Source organism: Deltaproteobacteria bacterium (assembly GCA_016933965.1).
Taxonomy (GTDB): domain Bacteria; phylum Desulfobacterota; class Syntrophia; order Syntrophales; family UBA2210; genus JAFGTS01.
The window spans coordinates 1-19,982 of record JAFGTS010000014.1 but is presented as its reverse complement, the minus strand read 5'-3'; the positions used below and the strand labels follow the sequence as shown (position 1 = coordinate 19,982).

Below are 19,982 nucleotides of genomic sequence, written 5' to 3'. Positions count from 1 at the left end.
TCTTACTCCGGTTCGTAGATGAATTCCTCTTTATCGTTCATCGAATGGACACTGAGCGGCGGCAGGCTCTCGAGAGACTCACCGGCCCGGTGTTCGAAAAGTTCAAATCCGTCCTTATCGAGTTTTTTGAGGAATGTTCTCAGATCCACGCCCATGGGGCAGACCTCGACGCAGGAACCGCAATCGACACATCTGCCCGCCATGTGGAACATCCGCATGAACTGGAATACCTGGGTGTCGGTCTCCTCGACGCCGACGCCGATCCACTTGGGCTGATTCTGCTCAAGGAAGCATACTTTGCAGTAGCAGGAGGGGCAGGCATTCCGGCAGGCGTAACAGCGGATACATTTGTCCATCTCCCCGGCGAAATAGGCCCAGCGCTCCTCCTCTGTTTTGTTCTCGAATTCCGTTACGGCGTCGTATTCCCTGCCGGGCTCCATGGGAGGGGCCGGATCTCCCACCATGATGTCCGATATGATGGGATTGTTATATCGACAGGTCATACAGCTGTTGGAAATGATGTCTTTCAGGAGAATGTCGCTGTCACCACCGGCGGTGGTCACCGTCAACCGGTCGCCGTTGACGGCACACCCGATGATCTCTTTTCCACCGGCCGCACGGTCAAGTTTCCTGCGGGCCACGTACCCTGTGCAGGGAACGCCGATAATGACCAGTTCTTCTCTTTCGTACTGTTTCTCCTGCAGGTTCAGAATGAGTGACCGCGTGGTACAGCCCCGCGCCACGACACCGACGATCTTCTTCGTCCGTTCTTCCGGCTTCGCCCGTTTCTGCGAGTCCCTGTGACGATGGATGATATCATGAACGTACTTTGCCAGATTCATGGAACAGAAGGGATTCCAAACAAGCCGGTCGGCGTCGGCCGAACTTTCAATGAAACAGGGTGTCGTCTGCCCGGGAAGTGTTCCTTCCTCGTACCCGACAATGACGTTGACCTTACCGTCATCCAGCAGTTTTTTTGCTTCTTCCCGCAATTGATTCTCAATATTTTTCACAGCCTAAGATTCCTCGTTCCCAGTATTTGGTTTTCGCAATGCATCGCCTAATCGAACTTCTTCACCAGCTTTTTCGCCGGTCCCAGGGCTTTTACCTTGTCGGTCACACCCTTGATGACATGAGCGAACTTCTCGCCTTCCGATGCTGAAACCCACGTAAAAAGCGTTCGGTCGGGTTCGACCCCGACATAGGTCAGGAAATTTTTCAGCATGGAGAACTTTCTCCGGGCCGAGAGATTTCCCGTGAGGTAGTGACACTCGCCTGGATGGCAACCTGATACGAGAACACCGTCAGCCCCTTCCTGCAGCGCTTTGACGACATAGAAGGGATTGACCCTTCCGGAACAGGGAAGCCGTATCAGCCTGACGTTGGGTGGATACTGAATTCTGCTGATCCCCGCCAGGTCGGCCCCCGCATAGGTACACCAGTTGCAGACAAAGGCCACGATCTTGGGTTCCCAGTTTTGATCTTCTTTATTGTTATCAGCCATACAATCCTCGTTCTTTGGATATGGTAGTTACAGAGCGGCTATCTGCGCCAGGATCTCTTCGTTATTGAATCCGTTCAGATCGACGGCGTTCATTCTGCACGAAGCGGTGCAGACACCGCATCCCTTGCACAGAACGGAATTGACCACCGCACATCCTTCCTTCACATCAACCTCTATGGCACCGAAGGGACAGTTCGCTTCGCACAGACCACAGGCCATGCAGCGTTCCTTGATGACATAGGCGGTCTTGCCTTCGGCTTCGATGAAGTCCTTTGTCAGGATGGTGCAGGCCCGTGACACGGCTGCGTTCGCCTGCGAAATGGACTCGTCGCTCATCTTCGGTGAATGGGCCATGCCGCAGAAGAACACGCCGTCAGTGGCAAAATCCACGGGGCGCAGCTTTACGTGCGCCTCGAGGAAGAATCCATCCTGATTGATGGGTATTTTCAGCATCATGCCGACCTTTTCGTTCCCCGCGTTCGGTATGGTACCGACGCTCAGTGCCAAAAGATCGGCTTCCATTTCAACGGTCTCGTTCAGGATGTAATCAAAGGTCGACACCCTGATCTTCGAACCGTTGCTGATCACTTCCGGTTTCAGGTTCTCCTCATAGCGAACGAACTTTACGTTGGCTTCGCGGGCCTTCTTATAATAATCCTCCTTCAATCCGTAGGTGCGTACGTCACGGTAAAGGATGGTCACATCAGCGGAGGGATCGAGCTCTTTCAGCTTCAGGGCGTTCTTTATCGCCTCGCTGCAGCAGTAGCGGCTGCAGTACGGTCTCTCTTCGCACCGCGAGCCGACGCACTGGATCATGACCACGCGCTTCGCCTTCGCCGCGCGGGGATCCTTCGTCGCCAGCAGTTCTTCAAGCTCTCTCTGGGTCACCACGGCGTTATGCTGCCCGTACAGGTATTCCTTCGGCTGATACTCATAGGCGCCGGTGGCGACGATGACGACACCGTGCTCGAACTGTTCTTCCTTGCCCGCAGCGGTGACGGTCGTCTTGTAATTGCCGATGAACCCCTCGATGCTCTTTATTTCAGCACCGGTGTGAACGTGTATGAGTTCGTTCTTCCGGACCTCGTCGACGAGCCTCGCCAGGTGCGCGCGGGTGTCAAGCCCCTCGAGGGTGTAGTACAGTTTTCCATAGTTGCCGCCCAGTTCCCTTTCCTTTTCCACCAGGTGCGATTCGAATCCCTGGGCCGCCAGCGAGAGGGCCGCCGTGATACCGGCGATGCCGCCGCCGATGACGAGCGCCGCCTTGTTGACGCTGAGCTGTCCCGGTTTCAATGGTTTCAGGAACTGCGCCTTCGCAACGGCCATCCGGACGAGGTCCTTCGCCTTTTCCGTTGCAGCCTCGGGTTCGTGCATGTGGACCCAGGAATCCTGGTCCCTGATGTTCGCCATCTCAAAAAGATAGCGGTTCAGGCCGGCTTTCTCGCAGTTCTCCTGGAAAAGCGGCTCGTGGGTGCGCGGTGAGCAGGATGCCACGACCACTCTGGTGAGATTGTGTTCCTTGATCACCTCTCCCATCTTTACCGCCGTATCCTGGGAACAGGTAAAGAGGTTGTCCGTGGTGTAGACCACGTTTGGAAGGCTTTTGGCATATTCGACAACGCCAGGCACATCGACGACGCCGCCGATGTTGATACCGCAATGACAGACAAAAACGCCGATCCGGGGGCCAGTCCCCCGCATATCCATCTCGGCGGGCAGTTCCGCTTCCTTGATCAGGGTGCCACGCTGCGACGCGAGAAGGCCTTCGGCACAGGCGGCGGCGCTGCTTGCTTCCATGACCGTTTCGGGAATGTCCTTGGGACCGCCGAAGACACCGCAGACATAGACACCGTCACGGCTGGTCTGTACGGGGTTCTCCAGCGACGTTTTGACGAATCCGTGCTCTTCGAGTTCGATACCCAGGTTCGCCGCCAGCTCCTTTGCCTCCCGGGGCGGCATGAGCCCCACGGAAAGGACCACCATGTCGAATTCTTCCTCGACCAGCGTCCCGTCTTCCTGAACGTAGGTCAGGAGAAGGTTCTTCGTCTGCTGCAGTTCCTTCACCGACGATGGAATGGCCCTGATATAGCGGATGCCGTATTCTTCCTTCGCCCGTGTCACGAAACGGTCGAAGTCTTTTCCATAGGCCCTGATATCCATATAGAAAATGGTGGGCTCCAGGTTCTTGGCGTGCTCCTTGCCGATGATCGCCTCCTTGGTGGCGTACATGCAGCACACCGACGAGCACCAGCTGTTGCCGCAGTTGACATCACGGGAACCGACGCACTGGATGAAGGCGACCTTCCGCGGTTCCTTTCCATCGGACAATCTCTGTACATGGCCGAAGTATGGACCCGAGGCCGAGAGAATTCTCTCGAACTGAATACTGGTGACCACGTTGTCATACACGCCGAACCCGTACTCACCGCGGAGAGAGGCATGAAAGAGCTCCGTGCCCGGTGACGCGATGATGGCACCGACGGCTATGGTCTCTTCCTCTTCCTTCATCTCGTGATCGATGGCACCGGCGATGCAGGCTTCGACACACTGATAGCATTCGGAGCAGACACCGCAGCTCAGGCAGCGATTGGCTTCCCTGACGGCCTCTTCTTCCGTGTAAGCCTGAACGACCTCCCTGAAATGGGTCTTCCGGTCGTTCGCATCGAGTTCTCTCAGTTCCGGGCGGGCTTCTCGCGGCATCCAGCTCACATCACCCTTGTCGGCAATGCATTCCTTCCAGTTCCGCTCACGTCCCGCCTTCACATCTTCGCCGCGGAGATAGCGGTCGATGGATTTCGCCGCTTCCTTGCCGGCATTGATGGCCTCAACGACCGTCGCGGGTCCTGTCACGGCGTCACCACCGGCGAAAACCCCTTCGGCACTGGTCATGAAGGTAACGGGATCGACTTCGAAGGTATCCCACTTGTTCACGGCGATCCCGCTGTCCTCTGAAATAAAGGAAAGGTCGGTCTGCTGGCCGATCGCGGGAATGACGGCGTCGAGGTCGATGGTGAATTCGGACCCCTTGACGGGTACGGGGCGCCGCCGTCCGCTCGCGTCCGGTTCGCCCAGCTCCATCCTGATGCACTCGATACCGGTCACCTTGCCGCCGTCACCAAGGACCCTGACGGGGGCCGCCAGAAATTCCATCTTGATCCCTTCCTGGATGGCCTCTTCTATCTCTTCCGGTGACGCGGGCATTTCCGCGCGGGTCCGGCGGTAGAGGACGAATGCCTCTTTCGAGCCCGTTCGCAGTGCGGTCCGTACGGCATCCATCGCCACGTTTCCACCGCCGATGACGGCGACCTTGTTGCCGAGGAACACCTTTTCCCCAAGGTTGACCCGTTTGAGGAAATCGATGCCGTGAACGACGCCCTCGAGGTCTTCGCCGGGCGCGTTCAGCTTGCTGCTCACATGGGTACCGACCCCCAGGAAGACGGCGTCATAATCTCTTTTGAGCTCGTCGTAGGAAACATCGACCCCGACCCTGGTATTAAGCCGGATCTCGACACCCAGCTCCTCTATGATCTTTATTTCGGCATTGATGATGTCCTTGGGAAGGCGGTATTCGGGAATACCGACGGAGAGCCAGCCGCCCGCGACGGGCAGCGCCTCGAAGACCGTGACCCGGTATCCTTCAACGGCCAGATAGTAGGCTGCCGTGAGACCGGCGGGACCACCGCCGATGACGGCGACCTTCTTGTCCCTCTTGTCCTTGACTTCGGGAATATATTTCGATTCATCGTTCAGATCGAGGTCTGCCACGAACCGTTTGAGGTACATGATCGAAACGGGCTCATCCACTTCCGCCCGCTTACAGGCCGATTCACAGGGATGGTTGCAGACCCGGCCGCACACGGCGGGAAAGGGGTTCTCCTGTTTGATCAGTTTCAGCGCTTCCTTGTATTTGCCCGCCGCGATGAGCGCCACATACCCCTGGACGCTGATGTGTGTGGGACATGCCGCCTTGCAGGGCGCCGTTCCCAGTTTGTCTATCGCGAAGGCACTCGGGATCGCCTGGGGAAACTTGCGGTATATCGCTTTCCGCTCATCAAGACCTTCATTAAAAGCGGAGGGAACGGAAACGGGACAGACACCGGCGCAATCACCACATCCGGTGCATTTGCTGATATCCACGTACCGCGGTGCTCTTTTCAACCGGACATCGAATCTGCCGGCCTCACCATCCACCGACAGGACCGTCCTGTTGGTGAGTATCTCCACATTCGGGTGTCTCCCGACTTCAACCAGTTTGGGGGAAAGGATGCAGGCGGAACAATCGTTGGTGGGGAAGGTCTTGTCGAGCTGGGCCATGATACCGCCAATGCTGATATCATTCTCGACGAGGTATACTTTCATACCCGAATTCGCAAGATCCAGGGATGCCTGAATACCGGCGATCCCCGAACCCACTACCATAACAGCACCGACTTTTTCGCTATCTTTTACCACCGTATATACACCTCGGATTTCATTGAATATATTTCCAACATTTGACCGTCGGTCAGTGTCATCGAACCGATGCAGTCGCTATCAAAATTTACCCTGGTTGTCAAGCTGGATTTGCTTCTTTGATGGTTTTTTAGAAAGAAAAAAGACGGCACCGTCCAAAACGCGAACCCACTAACGGGAGAGTACGTCGGTAATGTGTTTCCACACCTCGTCCCTGCCGCTCCCCGATCGGGCCGAAAAGGGAATGACCGCGGCGGGAGAGGGTGCGAGAGACGCCTTGATGAGATCGCACTTTATGCGTATCTGGTGGCGCGACAGTTTGTCCGTCTTGGTAATGACGAACAGGGCCGGTATGGCATAATGTTCCAGCCAGTCGATGAGTGAGCGGTCGTCTGGCGACAGGTCCCTGCGCACATCGAGGATCACGATAACCAGGCGAAGGGTCTGCCGGGTCCCCAGGTAACGCTCCACCATGGGTCCCCATTTCTTTTTCATGGCGGCCGGGACCCGTGCGTACCCGTAGCCGGGAAGATCGACGAAATAGAACAGGTCGTTGATACGAAAAAAATTGATCAGCCGTGTCCGCCCGGGGGTATTGCTGGTCTGGGCAAGGTTCTTCCTGTTGACCAGCGTATTGATAAGTGAGGATTTTCCCACGTTCGACCGTCCCGCGAAGGCGATCTCCGGCAGGGCGTCATCGGGAAACTGAGGAGGAAATTCCGCGCTTTTTATAAACTCGGCCGACCGTATTTTCATGCGCTCCTCCGGGATAACGGGAATACTGGAAGAAGCTATAGCACAGCGGAGCCGAAAACACCACGGGGGAAGGAACGAAGCGCGACCCCCCTGTGGACTTTTTACGAAGTTTTCAATATTTTTCTTGAAATATCAGACATGTAAAAGGTAATACTTTTGAAACCACCACAGGGTCGCAGGAACTTCATGAAAAAACACGTCATACCCGCATTGCCGAAATTCAACATGAACGAACATGCCGTTATGCTCATCCTTGCCATGATCATCGGGATTCTCGGCGGATATGGCGCCATTCTCTTCCGGCTTCTCATCGATCTTTTCAAGCTTCTCTTTTTCAGGCCGGAGGGTCTTTCGTACCTTGAGCATCTGTTGCGCCTGCCCTGGTACGCGAAATTGCTCCCCCCCTTCGCCGGTGGCATCATTGTAGGCCCGATCATCTATTTCTTCGCCCGCGAGGCGAAAGGTCCCGGTGTGTCCGAGACCATTGAATCCGTGGCAATAAGGGGCGGACTGATCAGGAAACGGGTTTTCTTCGCGAAAACAATAACGGCGGCGATATGCATCGGGTCGGGGGGGTCGGCCGGAAGAGAGGGACCCATCGTTCAGATCGGCTCCGCCATCGGCTCCTTCGTGGGTCAGATCTCACGGGTTTCATCGGACAGGATGCGGACCCTCGTCGGGTGCGGCGCGGCTGCGGGAATCGCGGCAACGTTCAACGCGCCCATCGCCGGTGTCATGTTCGCCATGGAGATCATCATCGGCAGCTATGGGATCGCCATGTTCAGTCCCATCATCATTTCATCGGTCATCGCCACGGTCATATCCCGGGCGCATCTCGGCGATCACCCTGCGTTTTTCGTTCCTCACTATACACTCGTGAGCCCCCTCGAGCTCCCCCTCTATCTTCTTCTCGGCATTATAGCGGGGCTGGTCGGTTCTCTCTTCATCACCTGCCTCTACAGAACGGAGGATTTTTTCAACTCCCTGCACTTTCCGGAATACCTGAAGGCGGCCCTGGGAGGACTTCTGGTCGGCGTCATCGGCATCTTCCTTCCCCATGTTTTCGGCGTCGGCTATGACACCATTTCACTCGCCCTGTGGGGACATCTTGCCTGGTACCTCCTGCTGATCCTTATCTTCGTCAAAATACTGGCGACCTCCCTGACGATCGGTTCCGGCGGCGCCGGCGGTATCTTTGCGCCTTCTCTCTTCATGGGGGCGATGGCGGGCGGAACCTTCGGGTATTTCGCACACTCCCTGTTCCCCTCATTTACGGCGACATCCGGTGCGTACTGTCTCGTCGGCATGGGAGCGGTCCTGGCGGCAACGACCCACGGTCCCCTGCATGCCATCCTCATCATCTTTGAAATAACAGGAACCTACAAGATACTCCCCCCGCTCATGCTGTCATGCATCATCGGTTATGTTGTGGCATCCTATATCAACAGGGAATCCATCTTCACATTGAAGCTCGCGCGGAGGGGAATAGACATCAAGGCCGGACGGGAAATGAACATTATGAAATCCCTTCGCGTCAAGGACGCCATGACGAAGGACGTCATGACCGTTCCGGAAACCATGCACCTCAAGGACCTCATGAGAACGACCATCGAGGGGAAACATGCCGGATTTCCCGTCGTCGACGGGGAGAACCTGCTTTCAGGGATCGTGACATTTCAGGATTTCAAGGAAATCATTTTCGAGGAAGGGCTGGATGACCTCATTATCGTCAAAGACATCGCCACAACCGATGTGATTACGATAACGGAAAATGAAAGTCTTGACAGGGCGCTGGAGAAAATCGGTTTCAGGAACATAGAACAGCTTCCGGTCGTTGACGAACACAACCGGCGAAAGATCGTCGGGATCCTGTCGCGTCGTGACATATTCGCCGCATACAACAAGGAACTTATCAACAGGTCGCTGAGAGAGAGGATCGCGACAGAAAAATAACCACGATGCACTTTCAAGAACCGTTTTTGAGGAGGGAACATGAACGTTGCCGTCTTCGCCGACATCGAGGGAAGTTTCGGCATCTGGCGGATGCGCCAGTGCCGGATGGGAACACCCGAGTGGCAGTACGGCCGTTCGTGCCTGACGGAGGACGTGAACCACGCCGTACAGGGGGCCTTTGAGGGAGGTGCCCGCACGGTCACCGTCAAGGATATTCACGAAATGGGGTTCAACTGCATCATCGACCGGCTCGACCGCCGTGCCCGCTATGTGGGCGGCCATTACATCAGGCCTACCTTCTTCGGCGCCGTCCGGGAGTATGACCTGATCCTGTACGTTGCCATCCATGCCGCGTCGGGCACGGAAAAGGCGTTTTTCCCCCATACGCACTACGGCATCTTTTCAGACGTTCGAATAAACGGCCGGCGGGCCTGCGAAATGGACATTTACGGCGCCTATCTCGGCGAATTCGGTGTCCCCATCGGACTCGTGTCCGGAGAAGAGGTGGCCCTGGAGCAGGCGCTGCAGGCCCTGCCATGGGCGCTCCCGGTAGCGGTTGACAAACGGCATGAAGCCTACAACGCGGGCGAAGCGAGCCGCCGCTACCTGCGGGAAGGCAGGGCGAGACTGCGTGAAAAGGCCGCCGAGGCCGTCCAAAGGGCATCGGAGATGAAACCGCTTGTTCTCGGCGGTACTCTTCACTTTGAAGCGGTCTTCAGATCACGGAAACTGGCGGACCGTTACAATACCTGGAAGTTCGAACAGACCGCCGAGACGGTTTCCTGGGATGCGGATACCATGATCGAGGGATTCGAGAAGCTGAATAAATTGACCTTTTTCCCGAAATACATGTATCCTGTCCGCAGGCCGATCATGTTCCTCACACGACTCTACTGCCGCACGAAAAATACCTATTTCCCGCCGAAGCCCGACCCCGAGGACGCGGTCGTCATTTCATAAGGAACCTCTCAGGTCCCGATCGGCTGTCCGATTCCAGCAAAGGAGGGAACATCCATGCAGGAATATCTTCACGAAGAAGCCAGGGAGATACCGATCATCGATTCCGTTGACGTACTGGTCTGCGGGGGAGGCACCTCGGGCCTGTTCGCCGCACTCGCGGCCCGGCGCTTCGGGGCCCGAACGATGCTTCTCGAGCAGGAGGGATTCCTGGGCGGAACCGCAACATCATACCTCGTCAACCCGTTGCCGGAGATCATGGGGAAAGGCGGTCTGTTGGAAGAGTTTCTCGATCGGATGGCCGCGATCGGCGGCTACATCAGGCGCGACCCGGCCGAGATCGAGTATGATTTTTCATCGGCAAACACCTTCGACGTGGAGTCCTTCAAACATGTGGCCCTCTCGATGGTATCGGAATCCGGCACGGATCTCCTGCTCCACACGATGTGCGTCAGGCCGGTCATTGAGGAGAACAGCATTCGGGGCGTCATTATCGAGAACAAATCGGGAAGGCAGGCGATCATGGCAAAACGGGTAATAGACTGCACCGGTGATGGTGACATCGCCGCCATGGCAGGCGCACCCTTTGAAAAGGGAAGGGATAAGGACGGCCTGATGCCTTCCGTTTCGCTTTTGTTTCACCTGCACAACGAAGGTATGATCGAGGACCTTCCGGCCATGCAATTCGGCGGGATATACCTTATCGGCCCGCTCCTGACGGAAACGGCACGGAACGCGGAGATAGCATACACACTGCCCTACGACGTCAGTTTTTGTGTCCCCCTTCCCGTCAGTCCGGGGAGATTGCTGGTCAATCTGTCTCACATGAAGAACGTGGATGGAACGAACGCAGCCGACCTCACGAGCGCCCAGATCACCCTGCACAGGCAGGTCATGGAGGCCGCTGCGGTCTTTCGGCACCACCCCTATTTCACCCGTTCATATGTGGCCGCGACGGCCACCCACGTGTACATCCGTGAAACACGCCGCGTCATGGGCGAATACAAGCTGACCGAGGACGACGCCGTGCAGGGAAAGCGGTTCGAGGACGCGATCACCTCATGCCGCTACATGATCGATGTTCATCCCATCGACGACACAGAGGTCGGCCGCTATGAAAATCATGAACCCTTTGACATACCGTACCGGTGCCTTGTCCCTCTGAAGGTGGACAACCTCCTCACCGCCGGCCGGTGCATTTCGGCCGACCGCGTCGCTCAGTCGGCCCTGCGGATCAGCGGCACCTGCATGAGCACCGGGGAGGCGGCCGGGACTGGCGCCGCCCTGTCGATCACGCGGAACGTGACACCTCGCGATCTCGACGGCACGATCGTAAGGCAGGAACTTGAAGCGCGGGGCGTGAACATACGGCCGGACACCGGCCTCATGCCGGAGAAATGCATGTTCTGAACGGAGGCGGATCATGGAAATTCTCAAAAACATCAGGATCATCGACTGCACCCAGTTCATCAGCGGCTCACGGTGCACGCAGATCCTCGCCGACATGGGGGCCCAGGTCGTCAAGGTGGAACTCCCCCATGGAGACGCCCTTCGGATGATATTCCAGCTCCTGCCGGGGGCGGAGCGCAATTATTCCGTCTTCAACCGCAACAAGTACGGCATATCCGTGAACTGGAGAACCCTCCCGGGACGGGACATGATCAGACGACTGGCCACCGTGTCGGATGTCTTCGTCCACAATCTCATACCAGGAACGCTTGAAAGGCATGGCCTCGGTTATGACGACCTGAAGGATTTGAAGGAAAACATCATCTATCTGTCCCTGTCGGGTTTCGGGTCCGAGGGGATCAATCCCGAACGGGCCGCGTTCGATATCGTCGCCCAGGCGGTGTCCGGCCAGTTCTGGGATGACCGGGAAAACCTGAAACCACCGTCGAATTACTGGGGAGACCTGATGTGCGGGGCCTACGGCGCCATCGCCCTGCTCCTGGCCTTGATGCACCGAAGGGAAACGGGAGAAGGTCAGTTCATCGATCTGTCAATGCAGGATATCCTCTATTTCAATAATTACCGGGCCATGATCAACCGGGCCATGGGTCCCATCATGGAGGCCGTGACGGAAAGACTGGGCAGGAAACCCGACGACGTGCTGAATTCGAAGGACCGCATGCCCTTTTACGGATTCTTCAAGTCACGGGACGGCAAGGTGGCCATTGTCGCCCTCACCCAGCGCCAGTGGCAGGACCTCGCAGAAACGGCGGGGCATCCGGAAATGCTCAGGGATGAACGGTTCTCAAATATCGTGACCAGGATCCACAATCACGCCGAAGCGGTCCGGCGGATCGAGGAGTGGACGTCGGTCCATGATTCCGATCACATCATTTCCGTTCTGGAAAAGAAAAAGATTCCCTGCGGCACCGCCCACGATATCGACGGCGTGAACGAGGATCCCAATCTCAGGGCGAGAGGCATGCTTGCCACGGTCCGGCACAGAAGGTTCGGCGAGATAGCCGTGCCGGGCATCCCCTTCAAGTTTTCCCGGTCCGAGGAAAGCCTCAGGATGGCCGCTCCGGAACTGGGCGAGCACAATGATCTCATTCTTCGAGACTGGCTCGGGTACGGCGAGGATGAGATCGATGACCTCCGGGCCGCCGGTGTTATTCCCTGACATGCCGGGGACCGGTTATTTCCTCTTCAGCCAGTCACCGATCTCGGCGGCCTGGTATTCCAGCTGCTGAACGGTGAGGTCCATTTTCAGAGCGAGTCCCGCATGTTTCCTGAACTCCTCTTCGTCCGTCAGGGTCGAATACCGCTCAAGGTCCGCGCTGATGTCCTCGATCGCCCGCTGCAACGCCTGTGATACGGCGGCTCCCGTGTTGACGGACTCCGCTTTCAGGCGCGGGACCACCCCGTCCTCCGCGGCCGCTTCGGCGAACATGGCGAGGTGCTTCATCTTCTCCATGGCCTGGTCCATCAACCGCCACCCCGTCCTGTCCTCTTTCTGGAACATCCAGGACATGCGGATATGACGGAGCATCCCTGTGTATTGCGCGGCCACTTCCTTCTGGAGTTTCTCCAGGAACGCTTCCGGAAGTTCATGATCGTTCACGGCGAGGCTCGATGCCTCTTCCGGCGACAGCTTGTCGAGCATCCGTTGAAATCTCCGGGCATGGATCGCCGACTCCCAGGCTTCCCGTCGCAACACCCGCTTGATATGGGGATCATCAACGGCATCCGCCTCGGCGTTATAGTGGGGGATCAGTTTGAGCTCATAGTCGATATAGGATTTAAGAACAGTGGACCTGTCCGTGGGATCAAAGGGGTACGGTCCCGGGGAAAAATCGGGTTCCCCGCCCAGATCGCAGATGATCATACCGAGCCAGTGCATGTGCCACATCTCCTCGCGCGAGCGGGACAGAAGGCCGGCACCGAGCGGCGTATCCTCACCCTCCTGATAGGCATGGATCAGGTACCGGATGATCGCCGCGTGTTCATCGGCAAGGTCCTTGTTCAACATTGTAATCAGTTCCCGCGTGTTCATGTCATCCTCCTCGGTCGTCGGTCGACCCTTTCATGAGAGATGTCCGCCTTTTCCCCCGTGACGATCGGGGCGGCTTCCTACAGCACTTTGATAACGGTATATCGTTTTTTCCCTTTTCTCAACCGTATCTCACCGTTCCCATCGATATGCGCAGCATCGATACGGTCGTCAAAGGACCGCACAGGCTCACCGTTCACGTAGCATCCGCCCTGACTGATCAACCGCCGGGCCTCCCCCCGGGAGGAGCAGAGCCCGACCTCATGGAACAGTTCAAAGGCCGGAATGCCCGCTTCTATTTCCTTCCGTTCCTTCTCCACAAAGGGGATCGCCGATACGTCCGCGGCGGCCGCAGACCGCGGGATGGAGCTCGAGGGAAGGAGGTTTTCCGGCACCGCCCGCAGGTTGAAGGCCCCCGACGATGCCTTCCATGCCGCCAGGGCCGCTTCCTCACCATGGGTAACCTTCGTGGCCTCATAGGCAAGGACGGTTTTCGCCATGTTCAGTTCGGCATCCCTGAGCTTGCCGGCTTCCCCTATCTCCTCAACGGGCAGAAAGGTGAAGAACGCCAGGAACCTTTCCACATCGGCGTCCTCCGTATTCATCCAATACTGAAAATACTCATAGGGGGACGTCAGGTCCGGATCAAGCCAGACCGTTCCCTTCTCGGTCTTCCCCATTTTGTGCCCCTGGGAGGTCACCAGGAGGGGAAAGGTCATGCCGAAGACCTTCCCGTCGGCAAGGCGCCGTGTGAGGTCGATCCCGGCCACGATATTGCCCCACTGGTCATTTCCGCCCATCTGCAGGATGCAGTCATGATGCCGGTAGAGATGATAGAAATCATAGGACTGCAGGAGCATGTAATTAAACTCGATGAAACTGAGCCCCGTTTCCAGCCGCATCCGGTAGCTCTCGGCGGCCAGCATGCGGTTCACGCTGAAGTGGCGACCCACGTCACGGAGAAACTCTATGTAGTTGAGGGGGATCAGCCAGTCGGCGTTGTTTAGCAGAACAGCCTTCCCCTCGCTGAAGTCGATATAGCGGGAGAGTTGCTGCTTGATGGCCTCAGCGTTCTCATCGATCTCCCCGCGTGTGAGGACCCGCCGCATCTCCGTTTTACCGCTCGGGTCACCGATCAGGGCCGTGCCGGCCCCCACCAGGGCGATGGGCCGGTGACCGTGGCGCTGCATGTGGGCCAGAGACATGATCGGAACAAGGCTTCCGACATGGAGACTCCTGGCCGTAGGATCAAACCCGATGTAACAGGTTATGCTCTCTTTCGCCAGGATCTCACGGATCGGCCCCTCGTCGGTCACCTGCTCGACAAACCCCCGTTCCTCCAGAACATCATACACGCTCATCTATCAAAACCTTCTCATTCAATGTATTGTCGACCGGATAAATAATCCAACTGCTGCGAGATCACTGCTCCAATGGAACATCAATCCTCTCTATACTCAGGCTTTTCCCCGTCTCATCGTCAATGTCGATCACGACCCCCTGAAGCCGGACGTTTCCCCGGGCCACGTCGAATTTGTTGGGTGTCATGCGGAGAAAGCGTTCTATGGCGATCTCTTTTTTCACGCCGAGCACGGAATCGAAGGGGCCCGTCATGCCGGCATCGCTGATGTAGGCCGTGCCATCGGGAAGGATCCGCTCATCGGCGGTCTGAACATGGGTATGGGTACCGATGACGGCGCTTACGTCGCCGTCAAGGAACCATGCGATGGCCTGCTTCTCGGAGGTGGCCTCGGCATGCATATCGACGATGACGGTCCGTGTCATGGCGTGCAGAATCTCCAGTTCCTGTTTGGCCCTTCGGAAGGGACAATCGAGATCTTTCATGAAAACTCGCCCCTCCACATTCAGAACACCGATAGACGTCCCATTGTCAAACCGCATCGTTATGCTTCCATGCCCCGGAACACCGTCGGGATAGTTGGCGGGGCGCAGGAGCGTTTCATAGTCATCAATGAAATCCAGGACTTCCTTTTTGTCCCAGATATGATTTCCCGAGGTCAATATATCAATGCCGAGTCCGTAGAGTTCATCGACCACGTCCCTGGTCACACCGAAACCGCCGGCGGCGTTTTCGCAATTCGCCACCGTGCAATCGATCCGATATTCCTCCGTGAGCCGGGGAAGGAGCCGGGCGACGGCTTTTCTGCCGGGTTTTCCGACTATATCTCCGATAAACAATACCTTCATGGTTCACGTATTCCTACTTCGCATAATCACTGACCCGCATCTCCCTGATAACGGTCACCTTGATCTGGCCGGGGTAGGTCAGTTCCTCCTGGATCTTCTTGATGACGTCCTTGCAGAGCATGACGGCATCATTATCGGAGATCTTTTCATTCTCCACAAGGATCCGGATCTCCCTGCCCGCCTGAATGGCAAAACATTTGTCGACACCGCTGAAGGACCCGGCGATTGCTTCCAGTTCGCTCAGGCGCTTGACATAGGTCTCAAGCATTTCCCTGCGGGCCCCGGGTCGCGCCGCCGAGAGAGAGTCCGCCGCCTGGACCAGGACGCCCAGAAGGGTGTTGTTCCTTCCGTCATCGTGATGGGTGGCGATGGCCTGCACGATACGATCGGACTCCCCGAACTTGCGGGCGTATTCAGCCCCGATCGCCGCATGGGTCCCTTCAACCTCGTGATCGATCGCCTTGCCGATATCGTGAAGCAGTCCCGCCCGTTTTGCTTCCCTGACGTTCATCCCCAGTTCGGCGGCCATCATGCCCGTCAGGTGGGCCACTTCGATGGAATGGACCAGCACGTTCTGGGAAAAGCTCGTCCTGAACTTCAAGCGGCCGAGAAGATTGATCAGTTCCGGATGCAGATCATGAACACCGACATCAAAGGATGTCCGTTCACCGGTTTCACGGATCAGATCATCGACCTCCGCTTTCACCTTTCTGACCACATCTTCTATGCGGCCGGGGTGGATCCTTCCGTCGCTGATCAGCTGCTCGAGTGATCTTCTTGCCACTTCACGGCGAATGGGGTCGAAACTCGAAAGGACGACCGCCTCCGGTGTATCGTCTATTATGAGGTCCGTTCCCGTGGCCGCCTCGATAGCCCTGATATTTCTGCCTTCCCGCCCGATGATCCTGCCCTTCATTTCGTCCGAAGGTAGATTGACGACGGAAACGGTGCTCTCGGCCACGAAATCGGCGGCATATCGCTGAACCGCGTAGGCAAGGATCTCACGGGATTTCTTGTCCGCTTCCCGCCTGGTTTCCTCCTCCACCTTCCGGATCATGCCGGCCGCTTCCTGTTTCGCCTCCGACAGCATCGCCTGCATCAACTGGTTTTTCGCTTCCTGGGAGGAAATCCCGGCGATCTTTTCCAACTGCTCCTGCTGTGCGGTGACGAGCCTGTCAAGTGTCTCGTGTTTCTCGTTCAGGGCTGATTCCTTGTTTATGAAGGACTGCTCCCGTCTTTCCAGGTTCGTCTCCTTCTGGACCATCATGTCCAGTCTCTTATCAAGATTTTCCTCTTTCAGGCGCAGTTTTTTCTCGACATTATCAAGCTCGGCCCGGCGCCCTCGAGTCTCCTTTTCAAATTCATTCTTCGCCTTCAGGAGATTATCCTTTGCCTGAAGGATCGACTCTTTCTTGATGCTGTCCGCTTCTTTCTTGGCTTCCTCTACAATCCTCTTGGCCAGATTCTCTGAAGATTCCAGGAACCTGCCGGAAACTTTCTTTCTGAGCAGATAGCCCAGCACAAGTCCCGCCGCCAGAAATCCGGCACAGACAAATAATACTATCATTTCATTCATACCAATCTTTCACCTCCCCCCATAATCTCGTATATCGATGGAGAAATTTTTTATGGATGAAAAAGGCGGGAAACCAGGGTGATAACTGGTGACGGCAAGACCTCGGAAGTACCCGTGAAGCCTCGCAAAACTATTGCGGAACAGACAGGAAAAAAACAAAAAGTGATCACCCAAGGGATACCGGACATTTCAGTGACAACAATTCGGTATGGACACTTCGCACCGGATTTCTCATCATTGTCGATCTCATCAATGCCATACCTTCCCGGTTGTCACTGCCCCCGTGTTTCCGGGGAATGGCCGGAACCGTTTCGCCGGCCTGTCCTCTGCACCTCACGCACCCCTGAGGGGTTCAAACACTTTCTGTTTTTTGTCTATATATTCAATCAATTTCTCAGTCCTGCCCCGCACCGTATCGCTCAACTGTCGTTTTTCTTCTCTCAGGGTGAACAACTCGTCGGCAATATTCAATGCAACCAATATCGCACTGTTCAGAGCCGTCAGCTGATCCGAGGCTTCTCGCATTTCCCTTGCTTTTTCATTCACATAGTCAACAACACTCTCTACATATTCATCCCCTTTATCACTTAAAACCGATAAATCCTGTTCCATGACAGTTATGTTAAAACGTTTTTTCAATCCGCTCACACCATCCGATTACTCGGGAACGTCGATATTGCGAAGCATCCCCAGAAGAGCGTCGATCCTGCCGCGCACCGTTCCCTGTTCATCGTTCAATGCCCTGATCCTGTTCTTCGCCTCCGCCAGCTCCGCATTCGCCCCCTCAAGCATCGATTCCAGTTCCCGGTTCCTTTTTTTTATCAGGGCATGTTCCTCAATAATACCTTTTACCTTCTGCTCCAGTTCATTGAATTTTTCCACTTCAACCGTATCCACAGGCACTCTCCGCTAAAAATAATCTCTTGCGATTCCAAAAGTCTATGGATTATGCCAAGTCACTATATAATTGTCAAGAATCTATTTATTAGCGACTTCGTAAAAAGCCCATATGCTGTGTTATGCTTCACCCTTCGTCATTGCGACGTACGAAAAGTACGCCTCATTCCTCAGGACTCGCACGCCTTGCCTCTGGAACTTTTTACTAAGCCGCTTCATATTATCGTTTTGAGGCTTTTTACGTTTACCGTCATCTATTGGCGACTTCGTAAAAAGCCCATATGCTGCGTTATGCTTCACCCTTCGTCATTGCGACGTACGAAAAAGCAGGGCGCGAGGATCCGGGCAACAGGCCTTTAGATCGTATCAAGTTCGACAAAGTATTCATGGAGCCGTTCAAGAATGACGTCCTTCTCAAGCAGGGCCGCCGCTGCTTCCCTGAATCGCGCCCCCCCTCTCAAGCCCTTTGTGTACCACAGGAGATGCTTGCGGAACTTCCTGACACCCGCTTTTTCTCCATACCGGCCGACCATGGCGTTCAGATGCCAACGTATCATCCGTTCCCGTTCTTCCAGGGACACGGCGGAAGAAGGCTCCATTGACAGGCTCTGCAGAGCTTCCCCGCATATCCAGGGATTCCCGAGGGCTGCCCGGCCGATCATGACACCGTCGCATCCCGTCATGTCGAGCATCCGTCGGGCGTCCTTTCCGTTCCTGATATCGCCGCTTCCGATAACGGGTATGGACACGGACTCTTTTACCTCCCTTATCAGGTCCCAATCGGCGGAACCGCTGAATCCCTGCTCCACGGTCCGCGGGTGAAGGACGACGGCGTCAACCCCGCATTCTTCCGCGAGGCGGGCGATAAGAAGTGCTTGCGGACCTTCCCTTTTCCACCCTGACCTGATCTTGACGGTCAGCGGCACGGCACCGCAGGCTTTTCGCATCGACAGCAGGATTTCCTTCACCCTGGCGGGCTCCCGCATGAGCGCCCCACCGGCACCGGTTTTGATGACTTTGCGGACGGGACAGCCCATGTTGATATCGATGAGGTCCGCTCCTCCACGCTCCACTATGTACCGGGCGGCCCGTGACAGCACGTCCGGGTCCGATCCGAATATCTGGGCACCGAGAGGCCTGTCCCTGTCTGACGATTCCAGATATTCAAGGGTTTTCAATGTATTGCGAACCAGCCCGGCGGCACTGATCATCTCCGTGAAGCACAGAGAACATCCACAGGCACGAACCGCCTGTCTGAAAATGGAATCCGTGATACCCGCCATGGGGGCGAGAAAAACAGGGTTTGATACTTCCAGTGTTCCTATGATGACTCGTCTTTCCATAGCTTTTACGAATGATTCTCCTGTCCGGGCTGATGCCGCGCCTTCCGGTCGCCCCAGACCATATACCGCCTGAAGGATTGCGTCGACAAAAAAAACACCCCTCAAAAGGGAACCCGCAGGCGTCACTGATCGGAACCGGCATAACATATTGTCAGCGTTGCTTTTACATCGTTCCACCACATCAGGTCAACGGGCACGTTTCACGGTCACCGGCCGGCATGAACGCAATTATTTTCGGTTCCGTCGTCTTTTTTTAAAAATAAGTCTTGACTCGACCGAAATGAGAGTGTATACACCGCCCCCTGCATGGCGAAATTTTCTTTCACATATTGCAGCGAAAAGAAATAATCCTTGACAGTCTGAATTCGTTTATTGTAGATTTTAGGCTCGTTTTCGAGTTCTCTAACAATCAAATAGTGGGATAGCAGCTTGTGGGTCCTTTTCAGATTAAAAGTGAATTTACTTCACAAATTTAAACTGGAGAGTTTGATCCTGGCTCAGAACTAACGCTAGCGGCGTGCCTAACACATGCAAGTCATACGAGAAAGTTCGCTTCGGTGAATGAGTACAGTGGCGCACGGGTGAGTAACGCGTGGATAATCTGCCCTTAAGTTGGGAATAACCCGCCGAAAGGCGGGCTAATACCGAATAATGCTGTTTGACCCAGGTCTTATAGCCAAAGATGGCCTCTGTTTACAAGCTATCGCTTAAGGATGAGTTCGCGTACCATTAGCTTGTTGGTAGGGTAACGGCCTACCAAGGCGACGATGGTTAGCTGGTCTGAGAGGACGACCAGCCACACTGGAACTGAGACACGGTCCAGACTCCTACGGGAGG

The 19,982-nt window shown here is 55.9% G+C and carries 15 protein-coding genes and 1 rRNA gene; 5 read left to right on the top strand and 11 right to left on the bottom strand.

Features of this window, described 5'->3' with window-relative positions:
- Nucleotides 1-2 precede the first annotated feature (2 nt).
- From JXO48_03215 to JXO48_03200, 4 genes are all read right to left on the bottom strand, one after another.
- Nucleotides 3-1,013, bottom strand: coding sequence for a 4Fe-4S dicluster domain-containing protein (locus JXO48_03215; protein MBN2282878.1), 1,011 nt, complete (start codon nucleotides 1,011-1,013; stop codon nucleotides 3-5).
- Nucleotides 1,014-1,060: 47 nt separating this feature from the next.
- On the bottom strand, nucleotides 1,061-1,504 hold the full coding sequence (locus JXO48_03210; GenBank protein ID MBN2282877.1) for a hydrogenase iron-sulfur subunit: 444 nt from the start codon (nucleotides 1,502-1,504) through the stop codon (nucleotides 1,061-1,063).
- 27 nt (nucleotides 1,505-1,531) lie between these two features.
- Complete coding sequence (locus JXO48_03205; protein MBN2282876.1) at nucleotides 1,532-5,923, bottom strand: FAD-dependent oxidoreductase; 4,392 nt, start codon at nucleotides 5,921-5,923, stop codon at nucleotides 1,532-1,534.
- Nucleotides 5,924-6,127: 204 nt separating this feature from the next.
- Nucleotides 6,128-6,712 (bottom strand): YihA family ribosome biogenesis GTP-binding protein, encoded by a 585-nt coding sequence (locus JXO48_03200; GenBank protein ID MBN2282875.1) that lies wholly within the window; start codon nucleotides 6,710-6,712, stop codon nucleotides 6,128-6,130.
- Between the two features lie 186 nt (nucleotides 6,713-6,898).
- Here JXO48_03200 and JXO48_03195 point away from each other — a divergent pair, with 186 nt between their 5' ends.
- The 4 genes from JXO48_03195 to JXO48_03180 are packed head-to-tail and all read left to right on the top strand — an operon-like array spanning nucleotide 6,899 to nucleotide 12,251.
- Nucleotides 6,899-8,665, top strand: coding sequence for a chloride channel protein (locus JXO48_03195; protein MBN2282874.1), 1,767 nt, complete (start codon nucleotides 6,899-6,901; stop codon nucleotides 8,663-8,665).
- Nucleotides 8,666-8,704: 39 nt separating this feature from the next.
- Nucleotides 8,705-9,625 carry a M55 family metallopeptidase gene (locus tag JXO48_03190; protein ID MBN2282873.1) on the top strand — a complete coding sequence of 307 codons (921 nt, stop codon included), beginning with the start codon at nucleotides 8,705-8,707 and terminating at the stop codon, nucleotides 9,623-9,625.
- Between the two features lie 54 nt (nucleotides 9,626-9,679).
- Nucleotides 9,680-11,032 (top strand): FAD-dependent oxidoreductase, encoded by a 1,353-nt coding sequence (locus JXO48_03185; protein ID MBN2282872.1) that lies wholly within the window; start codon nucleotides 9,680-9,682, stop codon nucleotides 11,030-11,032.
- Between the two features lie 13 nt (nucleotides 11,033-11,045).
- A complete protein-coding gene (locus tag JXO48_03180) occupies nucleotides 11,046-12,251 on the top strand; it encodes a CoA transferase (GenBank protein MBN2282871.1) in 1,206 nt (401 codons plus the stop codon).
- 15 nt (nucleotides 12,252-12,266) lie between these two features.
- Here the strand turns inward: JXO48_03180 and JXO48_03175 are convergent, their stop codons facing one another.
- From JXO48_03175 to dusB, 7 genes are all read right to left on the bottom strand, one after another.
- Nucleotides 12,267-13,124 carry a ferritin-like domain-containing protein gene (locus tag JXO48_03175; GenBank protein ID MBN2282870.1) on the bottom strand — a complete coding sequence of 286 codons (858 nt, stop codon included), beginning with the start codon at nucleotides 13,122-13,124 and terminating at the stop codon, nucleotides 12,267-12,269.
- Between the two features lie 77 nt (nucleotides 13,125-13,201).
- On the bottom strand, nucleotides 13,202-14,482 hold the full coding sequence (locus tag JXO48_03170; GenBank protein ID MBN2282869.1) for a tyrosine--tRNA ligase: 1,281 nt from the start codon (nucleotides 14,480-14,482) through the stop codon (nucleotides 13,202-13,204).
- Between the two features lie 61 nt (nucleotides 14,483-14,543).
- Nucleotides 14,544-15,329: a TIGR00282 family metallophosphoesterase gene (locus JXO48_03165; protein MBN2282868.1), complete on the bottom strand. Its 786-nt coding sequence runs from the start codon at nucleotides 15,327-15,329 to the stop codon at nucleotides 14,544-14,546.
- A gap of 13 nt (nucleotides 15,330-15,342) precedes the next feature.
- Nucleotides 15,343-16,905 carry a ribonuclease Y gene (rny, locus tag JXO48_03160; protein ID MBN2282867.1) on the bottom strand — a complete coding sequence of 521 codons (1,563 nt, stop codon included), beginning with the start codon at nucleotides 16,903-16,905 and terminating at the stop codon, nucleotides 15,343-15,345.
- A gap of 333 nt (nucleotides 16,906-17,238) precedes the next feature.
- Nucleotides 17,239-17,553: a cell division protein ZapA gene (locus JXO48_03155; protein ID MBN2282866.1), complete on the bottom strand. Its 315-nt coding sequence runs from the start codon at nucleotides 17,551-17,553 to the stop codon at nucleotides 17,239-17,241.
- Nucleotides 17,554-17,562: 9 nt separating this feature from the next.
- Nucleotides 17,563-17,802, bottom strand: coding sequence for a cell division protein ZapB (gene zapB / locus JXO48_03150; protein ID MBN2282865.1), 240 nt, complete (start codon nucleotides 17,800-17,802; stop codon nucleotides 17,563-17,565).
- A 356-nt stretch (nucleotides 17,803-18,158) separates the two neighbouring features.
- A complete protein-coding gene (gene dusB, locus JXO48_03145; protein MBN2282864.1) occupies nucleotides 18,159-19,145 on the bottom strand; it encodes a tRNA dihydrouridine synthase DusB in 987 nt (328 codons plus the stop codon).
- A gap of 474 nt (nucleotides 19,146-19,619) precedes the next feature.
- Between dusB and JXO48_03140 the strand changes: the two genes are divergently transcribed.
- Nucleotides 19,620-19,982, top strand: a 16S ribosomal RNA gene (locus JXO48_03140); the annotation flags it as partial.